This window comes from Rahnella sp. CJA17(1/100) (genome assembly GCF_963881615.1).
In the GTDB taxonomy this organism is placed as follows: Bacteria; Pseudomonadota; Gammaproteobacteria; order Enterobacterales; family Enterobacteriaceae; genus Rahnella; species Rahnella aceris.
Genome location: NZ_CAWOJA010000033.1, coordinates 170,533 through 194,192 on the forward strand (window position 1 = coordinate 170,533; position 23,660 = coordinate 194,192).

Sequence of the window (23,660 nt, forward strand, 5' to 3'; positions counted from 1 at the left end):
GTGATTCCTCATCATCTAAACGTATGGTTCGTAGCGGATTGCAGCCGCATCTGAAACCGGAAGTCGGGAGAGGCAGGGTCAGTAAACTGCCGGAAATTTATGATGAAACAGCCAGGGCGACTCAATGCAAACAAAGCGGATCCTGATTATTGAAGATGATGCCGATGCGGCAGACGTTCTCGATGCGTATTTAAAACGCGAAGGATATGACGTACAGATTGCCGGTGACGGCATTTCCGGGCTGGAGCATGCGCTGCGCTGGAAGCCGGATCTCATTTTGCTGGATGTGATGCTGCCCGGGATGCGCGGCACTGATGTGCTGGCATCGCTGCGGCGTGAAAGCAGCACGCCGGTGATTATGGTGACGGCGATGGGCGACATGCCCGATAAAATTGGCGCGCTGCGCTTCGGTGCGGATGATTATGTGGTCAAACCTTACAACCCCGGTGAGGTGGTGGCGCGGGTGCAGGCGGTACTGCGTCGTGTGGCGACAGACGAAAACAACACGTCTGCTGTGTTGCGCTGGCAGGGTCTCGACGTGGATGTCGGGGCGCTGACGGCGGCGGTTAGCTCTGCCTCGGGCGAACCGCATTATCTTGATCTAACCCCGACAGAATTTGGCGTACTGAGCACATTAATGCGGGCACCAACACGCCCGTTCTCACGTCAGTATTTGCTGGAGCATTGCCTGCCGGAAAGCGAGGCGCTGGAAAGGGTGGTCGATACGCATGTCTATAATTTGCGTAAAAAACTCGAATCCGCAGGCATCGTTAACGTGTTAGTCAATGTGCGCGGCGTCGGTTACCGGTTCAGACAGCCATGAACCATCACTCTCACTATCAGTCCCTGTGGCGCTGGATTTGTGTGCGGATCCTGACGCTGGCCATCGGCAGTGTTGTTGTGATTGCTCTGTGCATGTGGCTGCGTTTTGTCATTGAGAATCTTTGGGTATTGCACCATATGTCTCCCGCACTCAGGGCAGAGTTTTACGTGCTGCGGGATAATCCGGATCTTAATCTTGCGCGGTTTCATGAGATTGTCGATCAGGGCTGGGGCGCGCGTTACTCCGATCCCTCCATCGCCTCGGCCGACTGGATCATGGTTGGCATCCTGGTGGTCGTGGTGACGCCGTTTATCGCTATTTTGGGATTAAAAGCCGCGCGACCGCTTTCGTCACAATTCAGCCGTCTGGCCCAGGTGGCGCGTGCGGTCACGCAGGGAGATTTTAATACGCGGGCTGAGCCGGTGAAAAATGCGCCGGCGGAACTGATTCAGTTCACGGATGATTTTAACGCCATGATGTTGCAACTTTCGCGCTATGAGCGGGAGCTGCGGGCCTCCCATGTGGCGATGGCGCATGAACTGCGCTCACCGCTCACGGCGGCGGTGGGGCGTTTGCAGGGCATGCTGGACGGTGTTTTCCGCCCGGAGCCGCAGCAGTTGCAGATGGTGATGACACAGCTTTTGCATCTGAACCGTCTGATCGACGAACTGCATCTGCTGTCGCTGGCGGATGCCGGTCAGCTTAACCTCAGCAAGACAGAACTGGATCTGGCCGATCTGCTGCGCGAGCGGATGACCTGGCTGAAACCTCAGTCGACGAAAGCCGGTTTTGACATCGCCCTGACGCCGGAGACGCCGTGCCGTTATGTCGGTGACCCGTTCCGGCTCGGGCAGGTATTTACCATTCTGATGGAAAATGCGCTGCGTTATGCGCAGGAAGGACGGCGTCTGGACATCGCCATTGCGCCCGGCAATGGCGGTTATGACATAACGTTCCGGGACAACGGTCCGGGTGTGGATGACAGTTTTCTGCCTGTTATGTTTGAACGCTTCAGCCGGGCGGACTCTTCCCGCGCACGCCATTCCGGGGGCAGCGGATTGGGTTTATCCATCGCCCGTGCGTTTTGTGAAGCGCACGGCGGGGGGATCCATGCGGCGAAGCAAACACAGGGCGGGCTGATGGTCACGGTCAGTTTACCGCTGCCGGAAAACAGCCAATAAAAAATTCGCACTGTAATAAAAAAGGGGATGCTGAATGCATCCCCTTTTTATATCCATATCAGAAGTCGTACGTCATGGAGACTTTGAGCGCGCGCGTTTTTCCCTGATAAATATAGGTTCCGGTGCTGTCGATATTTGACCAGTATTTTTCATTGGTCACGTTATCAACACCAGCACGCCAGACCATATCATTCTGGTTGATTTTGGTGCGGTAACGCACGCCAAGATCCAGAACGGAATAAGCGTCGATTTTCTTCGTGTTGGCTGAGTCTGCCCACTGTGAGCCGGAATGGTTCACCAGCGCGGTGGCCGTCAGGCCGTCAACCGGTTTGATGTCATATTCTGCACCCAGCACCAGGTTGTAGCGCGGCACGCCAATCGCATCTTTACCGTTATAGGTGTTGTCTTCGGTTTTGGTCATTTCCGGATCAATCCAGGTCGCGCTGCCGTTGAGACGCAGGCCCAGCACCGGTTCGCCAAAGACGTTCAGCTCCACGCCCCGGTTACGTTGTTCACCGTCCAGATTGTAGAATTTATTGCTGTCCAAAATGCCTGACGGTTTTTTGATTTCAAATAATGCCAGTGAACCGCCAACACGCCCGAAGTCCGCTTTTACACCCACTTCGTTCTGTTTTGAATGGGCAATGCCGGTGGTCGAACCGTAGTTTTTCGCATTATTCGGTGCCACATCGCCCGGCTGTAAAGACTCGGTGTGGTTGGCGTACAGGGAAATCACCTGCCACGGTTTATACACAACCCCGTACGTCGGCATCCAGCGGCTGTCGCTGTAACGTGATGACACGTCTTCAGCGCCGGTCGCATTGCTGTAATTACGGACGATCACTTTCTGATGACGGGCGCCGACGGTGAACAGCAGGGTGTCATCCAGGATGCCCATCGTGTCGGTTAACAGATAGCCCTGAGTCCGGTTACGCCCGGTGGTCAGCGGGTCGTCATAATTACCGCCAGACAGATTAGGTGTCGGGTTCGGGACATTCGTGGTGTGATAAATATTGGTGTTTTCAGCATTGGCACCGTAGGCCATACGCCACGCCGTATTATTGCGTGAAGTCAGTGCAGAATAACCAAAATTCACCTTGTGGGTGATGAAGGCGGTATCGAAATTGCCGCGAATTCCCGCCATTCCGCTGAAATTATTGATGATGCGGTTGGTATCCAGACGACCAATCGTTGCCGTTCCGTCAGCATCTTTCAGCGCAGGGGAGGCATAGTCGCCGGTTTCATGCGAATGCTGTGCCCCAACGCCGCCATACACTGTCCAGTCATCAGTCACATCATATTCCGCTTTGGCCATACCAAATTCGGACTCAATATTGCTGTATACCCAGTCCTGACTGTAATTGTGACTGTTGGATGGCACTTTAGGGATGAAATCCACACCACTGATATTCACGCCAAGACGGGCGTCGTGGAAGGTTTTCTTTTGATAGCCCATGTCCACAGAGGTACGAAGGCGGTCACCGCGATAATCGAGGCCCAGTGAGGCTGCGGTGGTGCGTTTTTTCTCACCATCAATACCGGTTTCGCCTTCACGGTTAACGGCATTCAGACGGACACCGAACTGGTTGTCATCGCCAAAACGACGGCCCAGATCCAGGGTGCCACCAACCTGAGAAGAGGAGGTGTAATCCACGCCCACACGGGTCAGTGGCGCGTCATCCGCATGCTTCGGTTCAAGGTTGATCATGCCGCCTACGCCACTTGTTGCCGCGCCGTTCAGTAATCCGTTCGCACCTTTAAAAATTTCTACGCGGTCGATTAACGACGCATCCATCACCTGACGCGGCACCACGCCCGGCAATCCGCCATACGTCATGTCATCGCCATCGAGCTGGAAGCCACGAATGCGGTAGGTTTCGGCGAAGTTGCCGTATCCCTGCACGTTCTGGACGGTGGCATCATTGCGCACCACGTCAGCAATGGTCCGCGCCTGCTGATCCTGAATCAGTTTTGACGTGAAGCCGATGACGTTAAACGGCACATCCATTGCCTTCTGTTCGCCAAGCATGCCGAGGCGACCACCATGCGCCACCTGACCGTCCAGATAGGCCGGAACCAGCTCATTGCCGCCGGGTTTGAATTCATTATCCGGCGCACTGACGATAGTCATGGTATCGCCTGTCGCCGCCGTTGAGCTGGTCGCCGGAGCAGGGGCGGTGGCTGCAATCGCAGGCATGCAGCTTACGCTGACGAAGAGTGCCAGCAGGGTCGGTTTAAACCCTGTGGGTGAATTTTTTTCGCGCATAATGTAACCCTAATGTAAAAAGGACTGAGAATCATTATTATTTGAATTTGCGATTATGCGCATGGCGTTTTGGGATGCAAGAAAAATATCAGGGGACTAACTTATGTGGCGGAAATCGCCTCGTTCATCATAAAAAATCCACGGCATCGCGTGGATTTGGGTGAATACCGGGGTTTTTAGTTTTGCCGGAGGAGCGGAGCGGAATCGACCCTATTTCTTCTTATTCAGCATCGCCTGTAAATCGGCAAACGGGTTGTAGGTGGCGGCACCGACATCATCTTGCGCATCTTCACCGGCCACCACCGTTGAACCGTACTGATCGGCTTCGGTGTACTTTGAATGCTCGTGGTCATGACAATACAGGCACAACAACTCCCAGTTACTGCCATCTTCCGGATTATTGGTATGATCATGGTCGATATGGTGAACCGTTAATTCACGCAGGTTTGAATACACAAACTCCCGCGAACAACGTCCGCACACCCACGGATAGATTTTTAGCGCTTTCTCGCGATATCCGCTTTCCAGACGCTGGTAGTTTTTTGGGATCAGTGCCATTGAGATGTTACCCGTTACAAAGAGAAAATTTACGATAGTGCCCTTAATATATCCCGTAACGGAGCGGAAGGAGAAATAAAAGAGGGAGCTGAGGACGATCTTAGGAGGGGATAAAAAAGAAAAATCCACGCAAGGGCGTGGATTCTGTATGGAGCGGAAACTGAAGTGCGGTTCAGACGTTGAACAGGAAGTTCATCACATCGCCATCTTTAACGATGTAGTCTTTGCCTTCTGAACGCATTTTGCCCGCTTCTTTCGCGCCTTGCTCACCTTTGTAGGTGATGAAGTCTTCGAACGCGATGGTTTGTGCGCGGATGAAGCCTTTCTCGAAGTCAGTGTGGATTTTACCTGCGGCTTGCGGAGCCGTTGCGCCGACAGGGATGGTCCATGCACGAACTTCTTTCACGCCAGCGGTGAAGTAGGTTTGCAGGTTCAGCAGTTCGTAACCGGCGCGGATCACGCGGTTCAGGCCCGGCTCTTCAATGCCCAGTTCAGCCATGAATTCTTCACGGTCAGCGTCGTCGAGTTCGGCAATGTCAGATTCAACCGCTGCACAAACAGCAACGACCACGGAGCCTTCGGCGTCTGCGATTTTGCGTACGACGTCGAGGTAAGGGTTGTTCTCGAAACCGTCTTCGTTAACGTTGGCGATGTACATGGTGGGTTTCAGCGTCAGGAAGCTCAGGTAGCGGATGGCCGCTTTGTCTTCCTCTGTCAGATCCAGTGCACGCAGCATGCCAGCGTTTTCCAGTTGTGGCAGGCATTTTTCCAGTGCGGCCAGTTCTGCCTTCGCATCTTTGTCACCGCCTTTGGCACGTTTCTGCACACGGTGAATCGCGCGTTCGCAGGTGTCGAGGTCAGATAATGCCAGTTCGGTATTGATAACCTCGATGTCATCAGCCGGATCCACTTTGTTGTTAACGTGGATGATGTTGTCGTTTTCGAAACAACGCACAACGTGGCCGATGGCTTCAGTTTCACGGATGTTAGTCAGGAACTGGTTACCCAGACCTTCACCTTTAGATGCGCCTTTGACCAGACCCGCGATGTCCACGAATTCCATGGTGGTTGGCAGGATACGCTGCGGTTTTACAATCTCGGCCAACTGGTCGAGACGCGGATCGGGCATTGGTACCACACCGGTATTCGGTTCGATGGTGCAGAACGGGAAGTTTGCTGCTTCGATACCCGCTTTGGTCAGCGCATTGAACAGAGTAGATTTACCGACGTTCGGCAGGCCGACGATACCGCATTTGAATCCCATGTTTTTCTCACCTTAATATCTTAATTATCAAACGATTAAATATAACCGCACGATGTAATGACCACAATTCCCCGCATTATACACGAGAACCGCATTTATCTCGATCCGCTTGTGGCCGCCACTGTTGTCAGTACACAGGATAAACCTTGCCTCGCCTGGTTCATTTTTAGATACTTGTCACAATTTTTTAACTGATCGGGAAATGTACCGGATGTTTTATGTTTAATCCGCGTGGTCTGAAGTTGTCTGAAATGAAGAACGAAACGCTGGCCGGATTTGTGGTGGCGGTATCAATGATCCCCGAAGCGGTCGGGTTTTCACTGGTTGCCGGATTGTCGCCGATTGTCGGTTTGCACACGGCGTTTATTATCGGGCTGGTGACGGCACTGTTCGGCGGTAAACCGGGCATGGTGTCCGGTGCAGCGGGATCCATTGTGGTGGTGCTGATGAGTCTGGCGGCACAACACGGTATGGGATACGTGCTTTGGGCGACCATTTTTGCCGGGGTGATTCAGATTCTGATTGGTGTTTTCCGCCTCGGGAAATTTATCCGGCTGGTGCCGTTACCTGCGGTTCACGGCTTTGTGAACGGGCTGGCAATTGTCATTATGCTGGCGCAGTTGCACATGATTGCCGGGCAGGGACTGCTGATGTACGGACTGGTGTTGCTGGCGATTCTGGTGGTGGTGCTGTTCCCGAAACTGACCAAAATTATTCCTTCTTCGCTGGCAGCGCTGATCGTCGTTTCGGCCGTAGCGATCGGTTTTAACCTGCACACCTTGCGCGTGGGTGACCTGGCAGATATTTCAGGGGCGTTGCCACACTTCAGCCTGCCGGTTGCGCCTTTCAATGTTGAGATGCTGAAAGTCGTGCTGCCCTATGCGGTAGTGATAGCGCTGGTCGGCCTGATTGAATCGCTGCTGACGATGACCGTGCTTGATGAAATGGGTCATCAGAAGGGCAACGGCAACCGTGAAAGTATTGCGCAGGGAGCGGGGAATACGATTTGCGGTCTGTTCGGTTGCTTCGCCGGTTGCGCGATGATTGGGCAATCGATCATTAATTTCACCTCCGGCGGTCGGGGGCGAATTTCCGGTACAGTCGGCGCCATTTTACTGATCCTGTTTGTGGTCAGTTTGTCCGGTTATATTGGCTTGCTGCCGGTCGCAGCGCTGGCGGGCATTATGCTGGTGGTCTGCTACAACACCTTTGAGTGGAGTTCGCTGCGCCGTCTTCGCCGCATGCCTAAAGCTGATGTACTGGTGATGCTGATTGTCACCGTCATCACGATTTTCACCGATCTTGCCGTGGCGGTGATCAGTGGCGTGATTATCTCGGCGCTGGTTTTTGCCTGGCAGCAGGCGCGTATCCGTGTGCGCGAGCATAAAACTAAAGGCGACCTGGCAGTGTATAAGCTGGACGGACCGCTGTTCTTCGGATCTGCCGCGACCTTTGCCGAGCTGTTTAATCCTGAAAACGATCCGCAAAATGTAGTGTTGGATTTTGCCGGTACGCGGGTCATGGATTCGAGCGGAGTGGAGGCGATTGATAAACTGACCACGCGCTATCTCGATGCCGGTAAAACCATTCGCCTGCGTCATCTGAGCAATGATTGCGTGAGTTTGCTCAAAAAAGCCGGGCCATTCTGTTCTCACGAACTCGACGATCCGCAATATTACGTGGCTGAAGATAATCTCTGAAACCTCAAAGGTGTCGCTTAAAAACGGCACCTTTTTCGTTATTCACCCGCTTGTGGCCCTTTAAAGATAAATGCTTACAATTCGGGGCAAAAAAGCGGCCAAATTCATATCGCTGAAAATTCTGTAATGTTATACCGTTACGCCCGGTCAACTTCGCACTAACTGGCTTCAGGCCTGCGCTGCGGGGTATTTTTTCCACTGCCGGAGCGGACATGAGTACAGACAAAGTATCCGGGACGGATAACGCCAGTAAACAGCTGCGCTTTCAGTCTGCCGCCACCCACACGCGTTGGCTGAGCGGGCTGATCAACCCCATTATGGTGATCAGCAGCGTGATGTATCTGATCTTGCTGATGCTGTATCTGGTCTCTCCGGCATCGGTGTGGCCCTGGGTGACCGGCAATATCATGGCGGCGATGTGGGTTTGCGCTGCCTCCCTGCAATGTGCCCGGCGTATCTCCCGCTGGCGGACGCAACAATTTGCACCTGCTGTTGAAACCGCCATGCCGGAAGCGTCTTCCGGATTTCCCCAACGTCTGATTTCCCGCCCCTGGATGCGTCCTGTTTTACGTTATGTTGACGCGCATGTGTTCTTCCAGGCGCTTCCTGCGTTTGCCGCAATTGTGCTCATCAGTGTGTTATGGCAGTTGCCAATACCGGCCAATGACGCCGGTGAGGCGGGGTATTTTGCCGGTTCGGTATTCATTCTCTGCGCCTTTGCTGTACTGGTTCTGGAGCGTCACTGGACGCTAAAAAACCCGCTGGAATGGCCGGAAGCGGCAAAGCTCGCACCGATGATGCGCATGATGATTGGCGTGTTTTTGCTGAGTGCATTAGCCCTGATGTTTGCCCGTGAGGCTTCGGTGTGGCCTGCCCACCTGTTGATGCTCACCGGATTGTTACCGGGGATGGTGGCGCTGGAGCTTTTCCTGCGGGCGCTGATGGCGATGTTTTCGCCGCCGCGTGAGGATAAAGAGCCGGAGTTTATTGCGGGCAGCCTGCTGGCCGCGCAGATTTGCTGGCCGCCGCGTCCGTTACAGTTTGTGCAAAACGAACTGCATCAGCATTTTGGTATCGATCTTCGTCAGATCCGGGCGTTTCATTTTATGCGTCGCGCACTGTTACCGCTGGCCGCAATCTTGTTGCTGACCGGTTGGCTGCTGACGGGCATCAGCGAGGTGCCGCTGACCCAGCGCGGAATTTATGAATCCTTCGGCAAACCGGTGGCGGTCCGACAACCCGGTTTACATGCAGGTCTGCCGTGGCCATTTGGCCGTACGCTAATGGTTGATAACGGCGAAGTACATGAACTCACCACCGGTTCCGAAGAACCGGTCACCACCACACCGGTCACGGTGGCTGATACCGCCGAAGGCCCGGCGCCTGAAAGCGCAAACCGTCTGTGGGACTCCGGCCACAGCAGCGATAAATCACAAATCATCGCCAGTGCCACCCGTGACAGGCAAAGTTTTCAAATCATGAATATGGATGTCCGCTTTGTGTACCGCATCGCCATGAATGACGGCGCGGCGATGGCGAGCCTCTATCACACCGACAATATGCCGGTGCTGATCCGCAGTATTGCCAACCAGGTGCTGGTGCATGATTTTTCCTCGCGTACGCTCGACAGCCTGCTGGGAAGTGATCAGACACGCCTTGCCGCAGATATTGGCCGGAAAGTACAGAGCCAGCTTGATCATCTCAACAGCGGCGTGGAACTGCTGGCTACGGTGATTGAATCAATCCATCCACCTGCGGGTGCGGCGGATGCGTATCACAGCGTACAGGCGGCACAAATTCTGGCACAAAGCGCCATCGCCGGTGAGAAAGGGCAGGCCGCGCAGCAACTCAATGCGGCACAGCAATTTGCCCGTCTGGCGCAGGATACCGCCAGTGCACAAAGCCACGAAAATCTCGACCAGGCACAGGTCATGGCGTTGCGCTTTAACGCAGAAAATCAGGCGTATCAGGCTGGCGGACAGTCGTTCCTGACCGACCGTTATTTTAGTCAGCTGATTCTGGCGATGCAGCAGCATCCGGAAGTTCTGATTGTTGATCACCGTATTGGCGGCGGGACTTCGCCGGTGCTGGATCTGAGAAATTTTACCCTGCCATTTACGCCCGGAGCGGATAAAGCGGCGCATTCTGTCAACGCGGAGACTACCCGGTGAATGATTCCCAACAACCTGAAGCCCACGGACACGATCACGATGCACATGGCGGACATCATCACGGTGCCGGACATCACCATCATCATTCCGGCCCGGCGGCCCCTGGACTCTGGCGACGGGTTACGGTTGCCATCGTCCTGGTGGCACTGATTGCCGCCACCGCCTGTCTGGTGCAGGTGCGTTCCGGCGAAGCGATGGTGATCACGCGCTTTGGTAATCCGGTGCGTGTACTGCTGCAACCGGGACTGGCATGGCATCTGCCGGTGCCGCTGGAGACCGCGATCCCGGTGGATTTACGTATCCGCACCACGTCCAGTGGGTTGCAGGATGTCGGCACCCGTGACGGTCTGCGGATCATTGTTCAGGCTTATACTGTCTGGCAGGTGAAAAACGATCCTCAGCATGTGCAGCGTTTTATCCGCGCGGTACAAAATCAGCCGGATATGGCCGCCGCGCAGATACGAACGTTTATTGGTTCGGCGCTGGAAACCACCACCAGCGGTTTTGCACTGGCTGATCTGGTTAACACTGATGCCAGTAAAATCCGCCTTCCGGGTTTTGAACAGCATTTGCATGATCAGATCGCCCGCCAGTTGCTCGACAGCTATGGCATTGAACTGGTGCAGGTCGGCGTTGAACGGCTGACATTACCGTCGGTGACGTTAGATGCCACCGTGGATCGCATGCGGGCAGAACGGGAAACCATTGCCACCGAGCGGTCCGCCGAAGGTAAGCGTCAGGCGGCTGAAATCCGGTCTTCCGCCGAACGCGATGCCCGTGTGATTAAGGCCGATGCGTCGGTCAGCGCAGCCAATATTGAAGCGCAGGCGCAGGTTCAGAGCGCGGCGATATACGCTAAAGCCCGGACCAGTAACCCCGAATTGTACGATTTGTTGCGCTCGCTTGACACGCTCAACAGCGTGATCACGCCGGGCACCCAGCTGGTGCTGCGCACTGATGCCGCACCGTTCCGGCAACTGGTTGAAGGTCCGCCCGCCTTGCCCGCCGCCAGCAACGGGCCGCGGCCATGAATCCGTTGTCCCGCTTTCAGGGGAATGCGTGGTTTCAGGCAGGACGCATAGCCTGTCTGGCGCTGTTTACCATGACGCTGATTGCCGCCGCGAACTGGCTGTTCTCCAATGTGCGGCAGATAGAGCCGGATAAGCGCGCGGTGGTGATGCGCTTTGGTGCGGTTTCCCGCACGGCGGGAGCCGGGTTGTTGCTGGCGTGGCCGGAACCGCTGGAGCAGGTAGAAATTTTACCTGCCGCTGACCGGGTAATCGAGCATCACGTGACCGCGTTGCTCAGAGAAAACATTGTGCCTGCGTGGACCAATACCGGTGGCGAGAAAAGTGATGCCGTCGCGGGCGCGGGGTATTTGCTGACCGGTGATTCCGGCGTGGTTCAGCTGGATGTGCAGGTGTATTACGTGATTACCGATCCGGTGGCGTTTGTGCTGCAGGGGGAACACGTGTTACCGGCCCTGGATCGTTTAACCGAGCACGCGGCGGTGGCGATTTGTGCCTCACGCGATCTGGATACCATTCTGGTTGCGCGGCCGGAAATGGTGGGTAACGACAGCCATATCGCCGAACGCCGGGAACGGCTGCGCGGCGATTTACGTCAGGGCATTAATCAGCAACTCGCCGCCCTGAGAGCTGCAGGCAGCAACTCCGGTATCGAAGTCCGTCGCGTTGACGTGCAGTCTTCTCTGCCACCGTCGGCGGTTGAGGCGTTTAATGCCGTACTGACGGCCAGTCAGCAGGCGGATCAGAACATCGCCAGCGCGAGTAATGAGGCTGCCAGTGTGCATCAGGAGGCGGTTCAGGCGGCAGATCGCACCTTACAGGTCTCCCATGCCAAAGCCAGCGAACAGATAGCCCGTGCTTCCACGGAGACTGCAACCGTGGTGCAACTGGCGAATGATCATTCACCTGAATTACTGTGGCGTCTGTGGCGTGAACGGATGCCGGCAATCCTTGCCCATGCGGGCGGCGTCACTGCCGTTGATCCCCATGACGATGCACATCTGATCCTGCCGGGGCCAGACCGTCCATCCTCTCAACCCTGAGGTATTTGCCCTGTGACTTCTTTTACTTCTGAAGAACCGGCAGCGAAAAGCGTGCTGTTAACGCGCCATGAACAGCGGCGCATGGCGGTTCAGCTGCTTCTGGCGATGGCGGCGTTTGGTCTGCTGCTGTGCGGCTGGATCTGGCAATGGTGGTTTCCACAGCAAAGCGATGTCGGGCAAATTCTGTTTGGTGTGGCGTCATTGCTGGTGGCAGTTCCTGTGCTGCGCTCGGCAATTTATAGTTTGCGCAGCCCGAGCCTGCACGGCGTCACCGATCAGTTGATTGCGCTGGCGATGCTTGGCGCGTGGGCCACGGGAGACCTGATGACCGCCGCGTTGCTGCCGGGCATTATGATTTTTGGTCATATTCTGGAAGAGCGCAGCGTTATCGGTTCGCAGGAAGCCATCGATGCGCTCAGCCATCTGACCTGCAGCCGCGCCCGGCGGATTTTGCCCGATGGTGAGATTGAAGAAATCGACAACCATCAGTTGCGAACCGGTGACCGGATTGAAGTGCGCGCCGGTGACCGGTTGCCCGCCGATGGCCGTGTGTTATCAGGTCGCGCCAGTCTCGACACTGCACCGATCACCGGCGAATCGGTGCCACAGGAAGCCTGCGCGGGTGACGATGTGTTTGGCGGTGCCATCAACCTCGACGGATTGCTTTGCGTTGAAGTCACGCGCACCGGTGCGGATGCTACGCTCGGAAAAGTGATTGCGTTGATGCAAAAAGCGGAGCATGCCAAACCGCCGATCACCCGTTTGCTTGAGCGTTATGCCGGGCAATATCTGGTGCTTATTCTGCTGATTGCCGCCGCGACCTGGTTTATCACCCGTGATGCTCACGCCATGCTGGCGGTGCTGGTGGCGGCGTGTCCGTGCGCGCTGGTGCTTTCCGCACCGGCCACGGCAATCGCCGGTATCGCCGTTGCTGCGCGTCACGGCATTCTGATCCGCAGCTCCGCTTTTCTTGAGGAACTGGCGGATCTGAACGCTATTGTGGTGGATAAAACCGGCACGCTGACCCACGGTGAACTGCATCTGCAACGCACGGTGCTGGCAGAGCATCAATCCTCTGACGCCGTGCTCCGTCTGGCGGCCAGTCTGGGCGCGGCGAGCAGCCATCCGGTCAGCCGTGCGCTGTCTAAGTTACTGCCGCGTGAACAATACTTACCGCTGGAAGACGTGTCGGAACAGCAGGGCATGGGCGTGCGGGCGCAAACTGCGCAAGGCGAGGCGTTGTTAGGGCGCCCGGCATTCTTCAGCCAGAACACTATCGCGATGACCGTCGTACCTGAACATGACGGGCCGCTGGTTGGTCTGGGGCTGAACGGGCATTTTCTCGGCTGGCTGTTGCTGGCAGATTCATTGCGGCCTGAGGCGCAGACGGCGTTAGCTGAACTGCGTCAGCTTGGCCTGCAGCGACAACTGCTGCTGACCGGCGATCGCGCCAGCGTGGCTGAGCGTATTGCCGGAGAACTGGGCATCAGTGACGTGGTGTCGCAGGCTTTACCGGAAGATAAACTGCATCAGGTGTCAGCGGAAATTGCGCAAGGGTTCCGGCCAATGGTGGTCGGTGACGGCATTAATGATTCGCTGGCGTTAAAAGCGGGCGTGGTGGGCATTGCGATGGGGGCGGGCGGCAGTGATATCGCGCTGGCCTCCGCCGACGTGGTGCTGATCGGCAGCGATTTACGCCGTCTCGGCACCTGTGTCCGACTGAGCCGTGCCTGCCGCAGGACGCTGAAAATCAATGTGTTCATCGGGCTGGGCTGGACGCTGGTGGTGATGGCGGCGGCCGCGATGGGGTGGTTAGGCGTGGGGGGCGTACTGATTGCCGCGTTGCTGCATAATCTCAGCACTTTGCTGGTGCTGGGGAATGCGGGGCGTTTGCTGCGTTTTGATGAGCCGCTTTAAATAAAGTCGGTTAGTTATATTTCTAAAATTTCAGGTGTTAGCCAGGCTCGATTCTTTTGCACCCGGCTAACACTCTTGTCAAAAGCGGCGATTAAAGCTCAGCTTTGAAGGTATGCAGGCGACGCATGGTTTTTTCCAAACCTTCTTTCATCAGCAACTCAGTACAGCGCAGCGACTCATCAATCGCGTCGTCAATCAGCTTTTGTTCACTGGCTGGCGGCTTGCCAAGCACAAATCCCACCACTTTGCTTTTATCGCCAGGATGCCCGATACCGATACGCAGACGGTAGAAGTTCGGGTTGTTACCGAATTTACTCTGAATATCTTTCAGGCCGTTGTGGCCGCCGTTACCCCCACCCAGCTTGATTTTCGCCATGCCCGGCGGGATATCCAGCTCGTCATGCGCGACCAGAATTTCATCGGGCTCAATGCGATAGAACTGTGCCATCGCCAGAACCGCTTTGCCACTCAGGTTCATAAAGGTGGTCGGCACCAGCAGACGGACGTCCTGACCGGCCAGAGAAAGGCGGGCGGTATAACCAAAAAACTTACTTTCTTCTTTCAGTTGCTGGTTGTGCTGGCGGGCGAGAAGGTCGACGTACCAGGCGCCGGCATTATGGCGGGTCTGGGCGTATTCTGCGCCGGGATTGGCCAGTCCAACGATCAATTTAATGCTGCTCACGATGTTCGCTTCTTTATCCGGTGAGGTTTAGCGCGCTAGTTTACCTGTCACTTTGGGCTGTGCCAAATATCAGACAGGGCAAACCCGCCTGATGTGCCAGATTTTGAATAGTTTACGTGTCTGACTATTCACTTTCCGAACGTATCTGCCTGGAAAACGTAAAGATTTGTCATTCAATGTTCTCTGTCTGTGATCGTGACCGCAAAGTGAACCGGATGGGACGTCTATAGTTAAAGGCAGGAAAAGACAAGACAGCAGTGATGCTAAGACTATCGACAACTGGAGGTGACTTATGAAACGTAAAACCGCAAGAATAATCGGCAATGGCCTGATGGGACTCGGTTTGCTCACAATGGTCGGTGGTGTTGGTTATTCCATCCTGAATCAGATGCCTGAACTGGGGTTACCACAATTTTTAGCGCATGGCGCAATTGGTAGCATCTTCGTCGGTGCCATTTTATGGCTGGCGGGAGCCAGAGTCGGTGGACAGGAGCGTGTTGCAGACAGGTACTGGTGGGTTCGTCATTTTGATTCCCGCTGCACGAACGGTAAGTCACACCGTCATTCCTGAGTTTATCAGGCTGTAATCTGGCTTCTTTGGTAATAAAAAAACCGTTGTCGCTCACACGATAACGGTTTTTGCATTTCAGGTTCTGTCAAAACAAAATGCCCCTGAAAACAGGGGCATAATGATTAATGCTCGAACATCGCAGAAATGGATTCTTCATTGCTGATGCGGCGGATAGCCTCAGCCAGCATGCCTGACAGGGTCAGGGTACGCACTTTTTTCAGTGCACGGATTTCAGCGGAGAGCGGGATGGTGTCACAGACAATCACTTCGTCGATGACGGAGTTTTTGATGTTTTCCACTGCATTGCCGGAGAAAATCGGGTGGGTGGCATACGCGAATACGCGTTTAGCACCGCGTTCTTTCAGTGCTTCGGCAGCTTTACACAGCGTGCCGCCGGTATCGATCATGTCATCAACCAGTACGCAGTCACGACCAGCAACGTCACCGATGATATGCATCACCTGAGAAACGTTTGCGCGTGGACGACGTTTATCAATGATAGCCATATCGGTATCGTTCAGCAGTTTTGCCACAGCACGGGCACGAACAACACCGCCGATATCCGGAGAAACCACAATCGGATTTTCCAGGTTCTGTTGCAACATGTCTTCAAGCAGAATAGGGCTGCCGAACACGTTGTCTACCGGGACATCGAAGAAGCCCTGAATCTGCTCTGCATGCAGGTCTACAGTCAGAACACGGTCAACACCGACGCTGGACAGGAAGTCAGCAACAACTTTAGCGGTGATAGGCACACGGGCAGAACGCACCCGGCGATCCTGACGTGCATAGCCGAAGTAAGGAATAACGGCTGTGATACGACCAGCGGAGGCGCGGCGTAAGGCATCAACCATTACGACCAGTTCCATCAGGTTATCGTTAGTAGGCGCGCAGGTGGACTGGATAATGAAAATATCTCCGCCACGTACATTTTCGTTAATTTGCACGCTTACTTCACCGTCACTGAAACGACTGACGGCGGCGTCACCAAGGCTGGTGTATAAACGGTTGGCAATACGTTGTGCTAGTTCCGGGGTGGCGTTACCAGCAAAAAGCTTCATATCAGGCACGAGAAGAACCTCAGGCTTGCGTCCAGGGAAGACATTGGCTTTTGGCACCACCGGGCGGTGAGCGGTACCAAAGCATTATGCTCACGATACTTCTAAATCTTACTACTTAAATCTGTTGAATAATTGGCTGGCAAAGAACAGACACAAAACTACCGTGACTCTCTACGCTTTGCCCGCAGTTCTCAACCAGACGTCACGAAAACGGTGCAACGGCGAGATATTAACACCTTGTGCGACAAAACTCCGACTCCACGATGGTGTTTTGTCTAAAACCTGACGGGCGGCAGACTCGGTGTCGAATTCCGCAAACACACAGGCACCCGTTCCGGTCAGTCGCGACGGCGCGTATTCTAACAGCCAAGAAAGTAGCTGTTCAACCTCGTAAAAACGTTTTCTCGCAATCGGTTCGCAATCATTTGCGTAAGGCGTGTCTAAAAGCACATTTACAGTGCGTTTTGGTGTATTTCTGGTCAGTTGCGGATCGCTGAAAATCACCGGCGTCGCAATGCTGACACCCGGATGGGCGATCAGATACCATTTTTCCGCCGGTTCGACCGGCTGCAAAATCTCGCCAATCCCTTCAGCAAAGGCAGCATGGCCCATCACAAAGACCGGCACATCCGCGCCCAGCGTCACACCCATCTGAGCCAGTTCGGTATCAGAAAGGCCGCAATTCCATATCGCATTCAGTGCCACCAGCACAGTGGCGGCGTTGGAAGAACCGCCGCCCAGACCGCCGCCCATTGGAATTCGTTTTTGCAAGGTAATGTCTGCCCCCTGTGACGCGCCCGCGTGCTGTTGCAGAAGACGGGCGGCACGTACCACCAGATTCTCGTCATCTGCAACGCCTTCAACTGGCGTGGTCAGCACGATATCGCCGTCGTTGCGGACTTTAAAACTCAGGCTGTCACCGTAATCCACAAACTGAAACAGTGTCTGCAGATCATGGTAGCCATTCGGGCGCTGGCCGATGATATAAAGGAACAAATTGAGTTTAGCCGGAGAAGGCCACCATTGCTGCGTCATCTCAGTTTAGCGTCCAGTTATCCATTTTCAGCTTGATACGCTGTTCTCCCTGGGTCATTTCCAGACGCTGTGGCAGGGACGGTTTGGCATCCTCGTCGTAGCTCTGATACACCACGGTGCCTGGTTTTCCGTTCTGCGTGAACTTAACTTGTGACAGGCGGTACTGACTGTCGAGGGTGAAATCTGTGCCGTCACCCGGCAAACCGAGCATCCACAAACGCAGATTAGCCAGCGGAATCGACATACCGGTCAGTTTCTGGATCATGTCATCCGGATTATCACTGGTGTAATGCTTGCCTTCATTGTTGGTCAACTGCGCAATACCGCTTTGCACTTTTAATTCCATTTCCGTGCTGCCCAGCGGATTGGTCAGCAATAAACGGTAGCTGTCAGGGGAATATTGTTGCCAGAAGAAGCGGGCATAGACTTTCTGTTTATCGGAAAGATAAGCGAAAGAACCGCGGGTCTGATAATGCTCGAGTTGTTTAACCTGAGCTTCGTGTTCACGCCACTGCGGTGAAGTCGGGCTGGTCGCCGGGCCTTTCGGCGCGTTAATCGAACAGGCGGCAAGGACTAAGCTTGCAAGAGGAAGAAGGCGAACAAAGTGTGCTTTACGCATTGGCATAACAGATAAAATCCTTTGTGCTTTGGCGAAATGGGATGCCAGGGCAAATGTGGCGTGCGTCAGTTTAGCACAGCCCGCGCGAGGGGTGATCTCAACCCTGTGCAGATGATCGGCGATTGAAAGGTTTTGGGACAATGCTGATGTGTAAAAGGATTTAACCGAAGATGCTGTTCGCCTTTTATTGATCTCGCGCATCTTGTAGAATGCCCAACAGACGTAAACCCATACTATTATAAAGTATAAGCCGATAATCGCTCTCCCTATGACCCTGCTTGCATTAGGTATCAACCACAAAACCGCCCCGGTGTCTCTGCGTGAACGGGTAACATTTTCACCCGAGACCCTCGATCAGGCGCTCTCCAGTCTGCTCCAGCAACCGCTGGTGCAGGGCGGTGTCGTGTTGTCTACCTGCAACCGCACTGAGCTGTATCTGAGCGTTGAGCAACAGGAAAACCTGCAGGAGCAACTGGTTAAGTGGTTATGCGATTACCATCATCTGAGTGAAGATGAAGTGCGCAAAAGCCTGTACTGGCATCATGATAATGAAGCCGTCAGCCATCTGATGCGCGTGGCGAGTGGACTGGATTCACTGGTGTTAGGCGAGCCGCAGATTTTGGGGCAGGTTAAAAAAGCCTTCGCCGAATCGCAAAACGGACGGGCGGTTTCCGGTGAACTGGAGCGTCTGTTCCAGAAATCTTTCTCCGTGGCCAAGCGTGTGCGTACTGAAACTGATATCGGCGCCAGCGCCGTTTCTGTCGCGTTTGCGGCCTGTACTCTGGCACGCCAGATTTTCGAATCCCTTTCTGAGCTAACCGTCTTGCTGGTCGGTGCGGGTGAAACCATCGAACTGGTGACGCGTCATCTGCATCAGCATAATGTCCGCCACATGATGATTGCCAACCGTACGCGTGAACGTGCGCAGGTGCTGGCGACGGAAGTGAACGCAGAAGTGATCAGTCTGCAGGATATCGATTCCCGTCTCGCTGAAGCGGACATTATTATCAGTTCTACCGCCAGCCCGCTGCCGATTATTGGTAAAGGCATGGTCGAGCGCGCGTTAAAAGCCCGCCGTAACCAGCCGATGCTGATGGTGGATATTGCCGTTCCGCGTGATATCGAACCGGAAGTCGGCAAACTGGCGAACGCCTATCTGTACAGCGTCGATGACCTGCACAGCATCATTCAAAACAATCTTGCACAACGCAAAGCGGCGGCCATTCAGGCTGAAACTATCGTTGAGCAGGAGAGTTCAAACTTCATGGCCTGGCTGCGTTCGCAGGGAGCCGTTGAAATTATTCGTGATTATCGCTCGCGTGCTGATATTATTCGCGCCGACGCACAAGCAAAAGCTCTTGCCGCCATTGCGCAGGGCGCTGACGTCGAAGCGGTGATCCATGAATTAGCCCACAAATTGACAAACCGCCTTATTCACGCACCAACCCGTTCTCTGCAACAGGCAGCCAGCGACGGTGATGTGGAGCGTTTGCAAATTTTACGCGACAGCCTCGGGCTGGGTCAGCAATAGTTCTCCTTTTCTCACAGGGTTAAACACCACGCATGAAGCCTTCTATTGTTGCCAAACTGGAAGCGTTACAAGAGCGCCACGAAGAAGTGCAGGCGATGCTTGGCGATGCCGGCGTCATTGCCGATCAGGATAAATTCCGCAGTCTTTCCCGCGAATATTCACAGTTAACGGCTGTTTCTGAATGTTTTCTTGCCTGGCGTCAGGCACAGGAAGATTTAGAAACTGCTGAGATGATGCTCGACGATCCTGAGATGCGCGAAATGGCGCAGGATGAGATCAAAGAGTGCAAAGCTAATATCGAAGAACTCGAAGAAAAATTGCAGGTTCTGTTACTGCCAAAAGATCCGGACGATGAACGCGGTTGTTTCCTGGAAATTCGTGCAGGAACCGGCGGTGATGAGGCGGCTATTTTCGCCGGTGACTTATTCCGTATGTACAGCCGCTACGCCGAAATGCGTCGCTGGCGTGTAGAGATCGTGAGCGCCAGCGAAGGCGAACACGGCGGTTATAAAGAAGTGATCGCCAAAATCAGTGGCGAGGGCGCTTACGGCCAGTTCAAATTTGAGTCAGGCGGCCACCGCGTTCAGCGTGTACCGGAAACCGAATCTCAGGGGCGCATTCATACCTCTGCCTGTACCGTTGCCGTGATGCCGGAAATTCCGGAAGCCGAACTGCCGGAAATCAACGCCGGTGATTTGCGCATTGATACTTTCCGCTCATCCGGCGCTGGCGGACAGCACGTTAACACCACGGATTCCGCGATTCGAATTACCCACATTCCAACCGGTATTGTGGTGGAATGTCAGGATGAACGTTCACAGCACAAAAACAAAGCCAAAGCGATGTCCGTGCTGGGCGCGCGTATCCGTGCTGCGGAAGTGGCAAAACGTCAGGCAGAAGAAGCCTCGACGCGCCGTAACCTGCTCGGCAGTGGCGACCGTTCTGATCGCAACCGTACCTACAACTTCCCGCAGGGGCGTGTTACCGATCACCGCATCAACCTGACGATTTACCGTCTGGATGAAGTGATGGAAGGTAAACTGGACAGTCTGATCCAGCCGATCGTGCAGGAATATCAGGCCGATCAACTCGCCGCGCTATCTGAGCAGGACTGATGGATTTTCAGTCCTGGCTGCGTGATGCCACCCGCCGTCTTGCTGCGGGTGAAAGCCCGAAGCGGGATGCTGAAATCTTGCTCGGTTTTGTGACCGGCCGGGCAAGAACTTTTATTATGGCTTTTGGCGAAACGCTGCTGACAGCCGGACAACTTCAACAACTGGAAATTCTGCTTGCGCGACGTGAGCAGGGCGAACCGGTTGCCTATCTGACCGGCGAGCGAGAATTCTGGTCGCTGCCACTGTCTGTTTCTCCCGCGACATTAATTCCCCGTCCTGATACCGAATGCCTGGTGGAACAGGCGTTGATCCGTCTGCCTTCTCAACCCGTCAGCATACTGGATCTCGGCACAGGAACCGGTGCGATTGCACTGGCGCTGGCCAGTGAACGCCCGGATTGCAAGGTTACCGGTGTCGATCTGCAACCGGATGCTGTACGCCTCGCGCAACACAACGCGCAAAAGCTGAATATCCTGAATGCACGATTTTTGCCGGGCAGTTGGTTTTCACCGGTAACCGGTGAACGTTTCGCGCTGATAGCCAGTAATCCGCCGTATATCGATGCCGCCGATCCGCACCTGGCGAAGGGTGATGTACGTTTTGAGCCCGCCAGCGCGCTGGTGGCAGAAAATGCCGGTCTGGCTGATCTGGCGCATATTATTCAGGCGGCACCCGCGTATCTTCACAAAGGCGGCTGGTTACTGCTCGAACATGGCTGGCAGCAGGCGACTGACGTGCAGGCGTTATTGCGCGATGCCGGTTATCAGCATATCGCGACGGTAAAAGATTATGGCGATAACGATCGTGTCAGCCTTGGGCAGTGGGAGCCGCTACACGGATCAGAAGAAAATCAATTGGTTAGAATTTAAATTTCAAAGGAAACGGACAATGGCATATGTCTGGATCAAGAATCTGCATCTGCTCACTATAACCCTGAGTATTGCATTGTTTGTTTTACGATTTTTTTGGAAATGGGCAGGTTCTGCTATGATGCAGAAACGCTGGGTGAAGACTGTTCCCCATATTGTGGATACAGTGCTGTTATTAAGTGGTATTTCGCTTATCTTCATCACACACTTTTATCCGTTCAGCCCTCAGGGAACCTGGCTGACCGAAAAGATTTTTGGCGTTATTATCTATATCGCGCTGGGTTTTGTGGCCCTGAGCAAGCGACCAGTCAGTCAGAACATCCGCTGGCTGGCCTTTATTCTGGCGCTCGCTTGCCTGTATCTGATTCTTAAACTGGCGCTGACGAAAATACCGCTGCTAATGGGATAACTATGAGTACCCTTGCTGATTTTGAATTTAACACCGCCCGGCTCAGTACCGGGGTGATCAAAGTAACGGAAGCCGTGCGTTTCGATTTCAATGCGGACGACGTTCGCCACCAGTTACAGTCACTGGTCGATGAAGCCCGCCGTGTCGTTCCTGAAGAGCTTGATCAGGATCAGCAGCTCGAAGTGTTGATTGAACTGTTTTACCGCACCTGGGGTTTTGGGGGCGCTGGCGGCGTTTATCGTCTGTCTGATGCTATCTGGATCGACAAAGTGCTGTCTTCGCGTCAGGGAACACCGGTTTCACTGGGGGTGATTTTTCTGCACATTGCCCATGAACTGAGTTTGCCGCTGATGCCGGTGATTTTCCCCACTCAACTTATCTTGCGTGCTGACTGGCTCGACGAAGAAATGTGGCTGCTTAATCCGATCAACGGCGATACGCTCAATGAGCATATGCTCAGCGTATGGCTGAAAGGCAATCTGGGTGTGATGGCGGAAATAGAAGATGACGATCTGGAAGAAGCGGAAAACACGCTGATCGTCCGCAAAATGCTTGATACGCTGAAAGCCGCGCTGATGGAAGAAAAACAGTTCGAACTGGCTCTGCGCGCCAGTGAAACAGTATTGCAGTTTGACCCGGAAGACCCCTATGAAATCCGCGATCGCGGGCTGATTTATGCTCAGCTGGAATGCGACCATGTGGCGATTTCTGATCTCAATTATTTTGTTGAGCAGTGTCCGGAAGACCCGATTTCAGAAGTGATTAAAGTGCAGATCCATTCGATTGAGCACAAACAAGTTACGTTGCACTAATTTATACTTACCTTACGTCACACCCGAAAAGTTATGACAGAACAAAGAGTTATGTTATTTTCGGGTGAAAGATTTATCACTAAAAAGGCCAAAGCATGAAACATAAAGTGGTTAGCATTCAGGACATCAAAGTCGCCAACGATCTGCCGTTTGTATTGTTCGGCGGGATGAATGTACTGGAATCGCGCGATATGGCGATGCGTGTGTGCGAGCATTACGTCACAGTGACGCAGAAACTCGGCATTCCTTACGTGTTCAAGGCGTCTTTCGATAAAGCCAACCGCTCATCTATTCATTCCTACCGTGGTCCGGGCCTGGATGAAGGTATGAAAATTTTCCAGGAGCTGAAAAAAGCATTCGGCGTGAAAATCATCACCGATGTGCATGAATCCTGGCAGGCGCAGCCTGTATCTGAAGTGGTTGATGTGATCCAGTTACCTGCATTCCTGGCGCGTCAGACCGATCTGGTTGAAGCCATGGCGAAAACCGGCGCAGTGATTAACGTGAAAAAACCACAGTTCGTCAGCCCTGGTCAGATGGGCAACATCGTCGACAAATTTAAAGAAGGCGGCAACGATCAGGTGATTCTGTGCGATCGCGGCAGCAACTTCGGTTATGACAATCTGGTTGTCGACATGCTGGGCATGAATGTGATGATCAATGCTACGGGCGGTCATCCGGTGATTTTCGACGTGACTCACGCACTGCAAACCCGTGATCCTTTCGGCGCTGCTTCTGGCGGTCGTCGTGCTCAGGTCGCTGAACTGGCTCGTGCCGGTATGGCGGTAGGTATCGCCGGTCTGTTTATCGAAGCGCACGAAGATCCGGCTCACGCGAAATGCGACGGTCCGTCAGCCTTGCCGCTGGATAAACTGGAACCGTTCCTGGTTCAGATGAAAGCCATCGACGATCTGGTGAAAAGCTTCCCGGCGCTCGATACCAGCAAGTAATCTGACCTATTCAGATAAAACAAAGGCGACCTCCGGGTCGCCTTTTCCGTTTACC

Annotated in this window: 21 protein-coding genes; 14 read left to right on the forward strand and 7 right to left on the reverse strand. The window is 54.2% G+C overall.

What is annotated here, in order from left to right:
• Window positions 1-124 precede the first annotated feature (124 nt).
• Both AACU55_RS15475 and AACU55_RS15480 read left to right on the forward strand, forming a co-directional pair.
• A complete protein-coding gene (locus AACU55_RS15475) occupies window positions 125-823 on the forward strand; it encodes a response regulator (protein ID WP_037034076.1) in 699 nt (232 codons plus the stop codon).
• Window positions 820-2,004, forward strand: coding sequence for a sensor histidine kinase (locus AACU55_RS15480; protein WP_134705694.1), 1,185 nt, complete (start codon window positions 820-822; stop codon window positions 2,002-2,004). The genes AACU55_RS15475 and AACU55_RS15480 overlap by 4 nt, the downstream gene beginning before the upstream one ends.
• Before the next feature lie 58 nt (window positions 2,005-2,062).
• On the opposite strand, the gene AACU55_RS15485 is transcribed toward AACU55_RS15480, so the two are convergent.
• The 3 genes from AACU55_RS15485 to ychF all read right to left on the reverse strand — a co-directional run bounded on the left by AACU55_RS15485 (window position 2,063) and on the right by ychF (window position 6,092).
• Window positions 2,063-4,270 (reverse strand): TonB-dependent receptor, encoded by a 2,208-nt coding sequence (locus AACU55_RS15485; RefSeq protein ID WP_134705695.1) that lies wholly within the window; start codon window positions 4,268-4,270, stop codon window positions 2,063-2,065.
• Window positions 4,271-4,480: 210 nt separating this feature from the next.
• The gene (gene yajD, locus AACU55_RS15490; RefSeq protein ID WP_013575600.1) at window positions 4,481-4,828 is read right to left on the reverse strand and encodes an HNH nuclease YajD; all 348 of its coding nucleotides are present in this window, start codon (window positions 4,826-4,828) and stop codon (window positions 4,481-4,483) included.
• 172 nt (window positions 4,829-5,000) lie between these two features.
• Window positions 5,001-6,092 carry a redox-regulated ATPase YchF gene (gene ychF / locus AACU55_RS15495; protein ID WP_013575599.1) on the reverse strand — a complete coding sequence of 364 codons (1,092 nt, stop codon included), beginning with the start codon at window positions 6,090-6,092 and terminating at the stop codon, window positions 5,001-5,003.
• Between the two features lie 218 nt (window positions 6,093-6,310).
• Between ychF and AACU55_RS15500 the strand changes: the two genes are divergently transcribed.
• The 5 genes from AACU55_RS15500 to AACU55_RS15520 all read left to right on the forward strand — a co-directional run bounded on the left by AACU55_RS15500 (window position 6,311) and on the right by AACU55_RS15520 (window position 13,951).
• Window positions 6,311-7,792, forward strand: a complete 1,482-nt coding sequence (locus AACU55_RS15500) for a SulP family inorganic anion transporter (RefSeq protein ID WP_013575598.1) — start codon at window positions 6,311-6,313, stop codon at window positions 7,790-7,792.
• 212 nt (window positions 7,793-8,004) lie between these two features.
• Window positions 8,005-9,963 carry an SPFH domain-containing protein gene (locus tag AACU55_RS15505; protein WP_134705696.1) on the forward strand — a complete coding sequence of 653 codons (1,959 nt, stop codon included), beginning with the start codon at window positions 8,005-8,007 and terminating at the stop codon, window positions 9,961-9,963.
• A complete protein-coding gene (gene hflC, locus AACU55_RS15510; RefSeq protein ID WP_134705697.1) occupies window positions 9,960-10,994 on the forward strand; it encodes a protease modulator HflC in 1,035 nt (344 codons plus the stop codon). The genes AACU55_RS15505 and hflC overlap by 4 nt, the downstream gene beginning before the upstream one ends.
• On the forward strand, window positions 10,991-12,034 hold the full coding sequence (gene hflK, locus AACU55_RS15515) for a protease modulator HflK (RefSeq protein WP_134705698.1): 1,044 nt from the start codon (window positions 10,991-10,993) through the stop codon (window positions 12,032-12,034). The genes hflC and hflK overlap by 4 nt, the downstream gene beginning before the upstream one ends.
• A gap of 12 nt (window positions 12,035-12,046) precedes the next feature.
• On the forward strand, window positions 12,047-13,951 hold the full coding sequence (locus tag AACU55_RS15520; RefSeq protein WP_134705699.1) for a cation-translocating P-type ATPase: 1,905 nt from the start codon (window positions 12,047-12,049) through the stop codon (window positions 13,949-13,951).
• A 91-nt stretch (window positions 13,952-14,042) separates the two neighbouring features.
• Here the strand turns inward: AACU55_RS15520 and pth are convergent, their stop codons facing one another.
• Entirely contained in the window at window positions 14,043-14,633 is a 591-nt protein-coding gene (gene pth, locus AACU55_RS15525; protein WP_037034067.1) for an aminoacyl-tRNA hydrolase, read from the reverse strand.
• 292 nt (window positions 14,634-14,925) lie between these two features.
• Here pth and ychH point away from each other — a divergent pair, with 292 nt between their 5' ends.
• Window positions 14,926-15,204, forward strand: coding sequence for a stress-induced protein YchH (gene ychH, locus AACU55_RS15530; RefSeq protein WP_013575592.1), 279 nt, complete (start codon window positions 14,926-14,928; stop codon window positions 15,202-15,204).
• A gap of 122 nt (window positions 15,205-15,326) precedes the next feature.
• Here ychH and prs read toward each other — a convergent pair whose 3' ends face one another.
• The 3 genes from prs to lolB all read right to left on the reverse strand — a co-directional run bounded on the left by prs (window position 15,327) and on the right by lolB (window position 17,925).
• Window positions 15,327-16,274, reverse strand: coding sequence for a ribose-phosphate diphosphokinase (prs, locus tag AACU55_RS15535; RefSeq protein WP_013575591.1), 948 nt, complete (start codon window positions 16,272-16,274; stop codon window positions 15,327-15,329).
• Between the two features lie 162 nt (window positions 16,275-16,436).
• Entirely contained in the window at window positions 16,437-17,300 is an 864-nt protein-coding gene (gene ispE / locus AACU55_RS15540) for a 4-(cytidine 5'-diphospho)-2-C-methyl-D-erythritol kinase (RefSeq protein ID WP_134705700.1), read from the reverse strand.
• A gap of 1 nt (window position 17,301) precedes the next feature.
• Window positions 17,302-17,925 (reverse strand): lipoprotein insertase outer membrane protein LolB, encoded by a 624-nt coding sequence (gene lolB / locus AACU55_RS15545; protein ID WP_013575589.1) that lies wholly within the window; start codon window positions 17,923-17,925, stop codon window positions 17,302-17,304.
• A 262-nt stretch (window positions 17,926-18,187) separates the two neighbouring features.
• Here lolB and hemA point away from each other — a divergent pair, with 262 nt between their 5' ends.
• The 6 genes from hemA (at window position 18,188) to kdsA (ending at window position 23,605) form a co-directional block, all read left to right on the forward strand.
• On the forward strand, window positions 18,188-19,450 hold the full coding sequence (gene hemA, locus AACU55_RS15550) for a glutamyl-tRNA reductase (protein WP_134705701.1): 1,263 nt from the start codon (window positions 18,188-18,190) through the stop codon (window positions 19,448-19,450).
• 32 nt (window positions 19,451-19,482) lie between these two features.
• On the forward strand, window positions 19,483-20,565 hold the full coding sequence (prfA, locus tag AACU55_RS15555) for a peptide chain release factor 1 (RefSeq protein ID WP_013575587.1): 1,083 nt from the start codon (window positions 19,483-19,485) through the stop codon (window positions 20,563-20,565).
• On the forward strand, window positions 20,565-21,434 hold the full coding sequence (gene prmC / locus AACU55_RS15560) for a peptide chain release factor N(5)-glutamine methyltransferase (protein ID WP_134705702.1): 870 nt from the start codon (window positions 20,565-20,567) through the stop codon (window positions 21,432-21,434). Before prfA ends, prmC begins: the two co-directional genes overlap by 1 nt.
• A 19-nt stretch (window positions 21,435-21,453) precedes the next feature.
• Window positions 21,454-21,843: a SirB2 family protein gene (locus tag AACU55_RS15565; RefSeq protein ID WP_037034064.1), complete on the forward strand. Its 390-nt coding sequence runs from the start codon at window positions 21,454-21,456 to the stop codon at window positions 21,841-21,843.
• Window positions 21,844-21,845: 2 nt separating this feature from the next.
• Window positions 21,846-22,655, forward strand: coding sequence for an invasion regulator SirB1 (gene sirB1, locus AACU55_RS15570; RefSeq protein ID WP_013575584.1), 810 nt, complete (start codon window positions 21,846-21,848; stop codon window positions 22,653-22,655).
• A gap of 95 nt (window positions 22,656-22,750) precedes the next feature.
• Entirely contained in the window at window positions 22,751-23,605 is an 855-nt protein-coding gene (kdsA, locus tag AACU55_RS15575; protein ID WP_015689950.1) for a 3-deoxy-8-phosphooctulonate synthase, read from the forward strand.
• The last annotated feature ends 55 nt before the right edge of the window (window positions 23,606-23,660 follow it).

What these genes read in the sequence shown, in the direction of transcription:
- sirB1 (WP_013575584.1), top strand. Translation starts at nt 21,846, where the DNA reads ATGAGTACCCTTGCTGATTTTGAATTTAACACCGCCCGGCTCAGTACC.
- prmC (WP_134705702.1), top strand. Translation starts at nt 20,565, where the DNA reads ATGGATTTTCAGTCCTGGCTGCGTGATGCCACCCGCCGTCTTGCTGCG.
- AACU55_RS15565 (WP_037034064.1), top strand. Translation starts at nt 21,454, where the DNA reads ATGGCATATGTCTGGATCAAGAATCTGCATCTGCTCACTATAACCCTG.
- prfA (WP_013575587.1), top strand. Translation starts at nt 19,483, where the DNA reads ATGAAGCCTTCTATTGTTGCCAAACTGGAAGCGTTACAAGAGCGCCAC.
- AACU55_RS15505 (WP_134705696.1), top strand. Translation starts at nt 8,005, where the DNA reads ATGAGTACAGACAAAGTATCCGGGACGGATAACGCCAGTAAACAGCTG.
- hemA (WP_134705701.1), top strand. Translation starts at nt 18,188, where the DNA reads ATGACCCTGCTTGCATTAGGTATCAACCACAAAACCGCCCCGGTGTCT.
- AACU55_RS15480 (WP_134705694.1), top strand. Translation starts at nt 820, where the DNA reads ATGAACCATCACTCTCACTATCAGTCCCTGTGGCGCTGGATTTGTGTG.
- AACU55_RS15500 (WP_013575598.1), top strand. Translation starts at nt 6,311, where the DNA reads ATGTTTAATCCGCGTGGTCTGAAGTTGTCTGAAATGAAGAACGAAACG.
- ispE (WP_134705700.1), bottom strand. Translation starts at nt 17,300, where the DNA reads ATGACGCAGCAATGGTGGCCTTCTCCGGCTAAACTCAATTTGTTCCTT.
- yajD (WP_013575600.1), bottom strand. Translation starts at nt 4,828, where the DNA reads ATGGCACTGATCCCAAAAAACTACCAGCGTCTGGAAAGCGGATATCGC.
- ychH (WP_013575592.1), top strand. Translation starts at nt 14,926, where the DNA reads ATGAAACGTAAAACCGCAAGAATAATCGGCAATGGCCTGATGGGACTC.
- AACU55_RS15485 (WP_134705695.1), bottom strand. Translation starts at nt 4,270, where the DNA reads ATGCGCGAAAAAAATTCACCCACAGGGTTTAAACCGACCCTGCTGGCA.
- ychF (WP_013575599.1), bottom strand. Translation starts at nt 6,092, where the DNA reads ATGGGATTCAAATGCGGTATCGTCGGCCTGCCGAACGTCGGTAAATCT.
- AACU55_RS15475 (WP_037034076.1), top strand. Translation starts at nt 125, where the DNA reads ATGCAAACAAAGCGGATCCTGATTATTGAAGATGATGCCGATGCGGCA.
- hflK (WP_134705698.1), top strand. Translation starts at nt 10,991, where the DNA reads ATGAATCCGTTGTCCCGCTTTCAGGGGAATGCGTGGTTTCAGGCAGGA.
- kdsA (WP_015689950.1), top strand. Translation starts at nt 22,751, where the DNA reads ATGAAACATAAAGTGGTTAGCATTCAGGACATCAAAGTCGCCAACGAT.
- lolB (WP_013575589.1), bottom strand. Translation starts at nt 17,925, where the DNA reads ATGCCAATGCGTAAAGCACACTTTGTTCGCCTTCTTCCTCTTGCAAGC.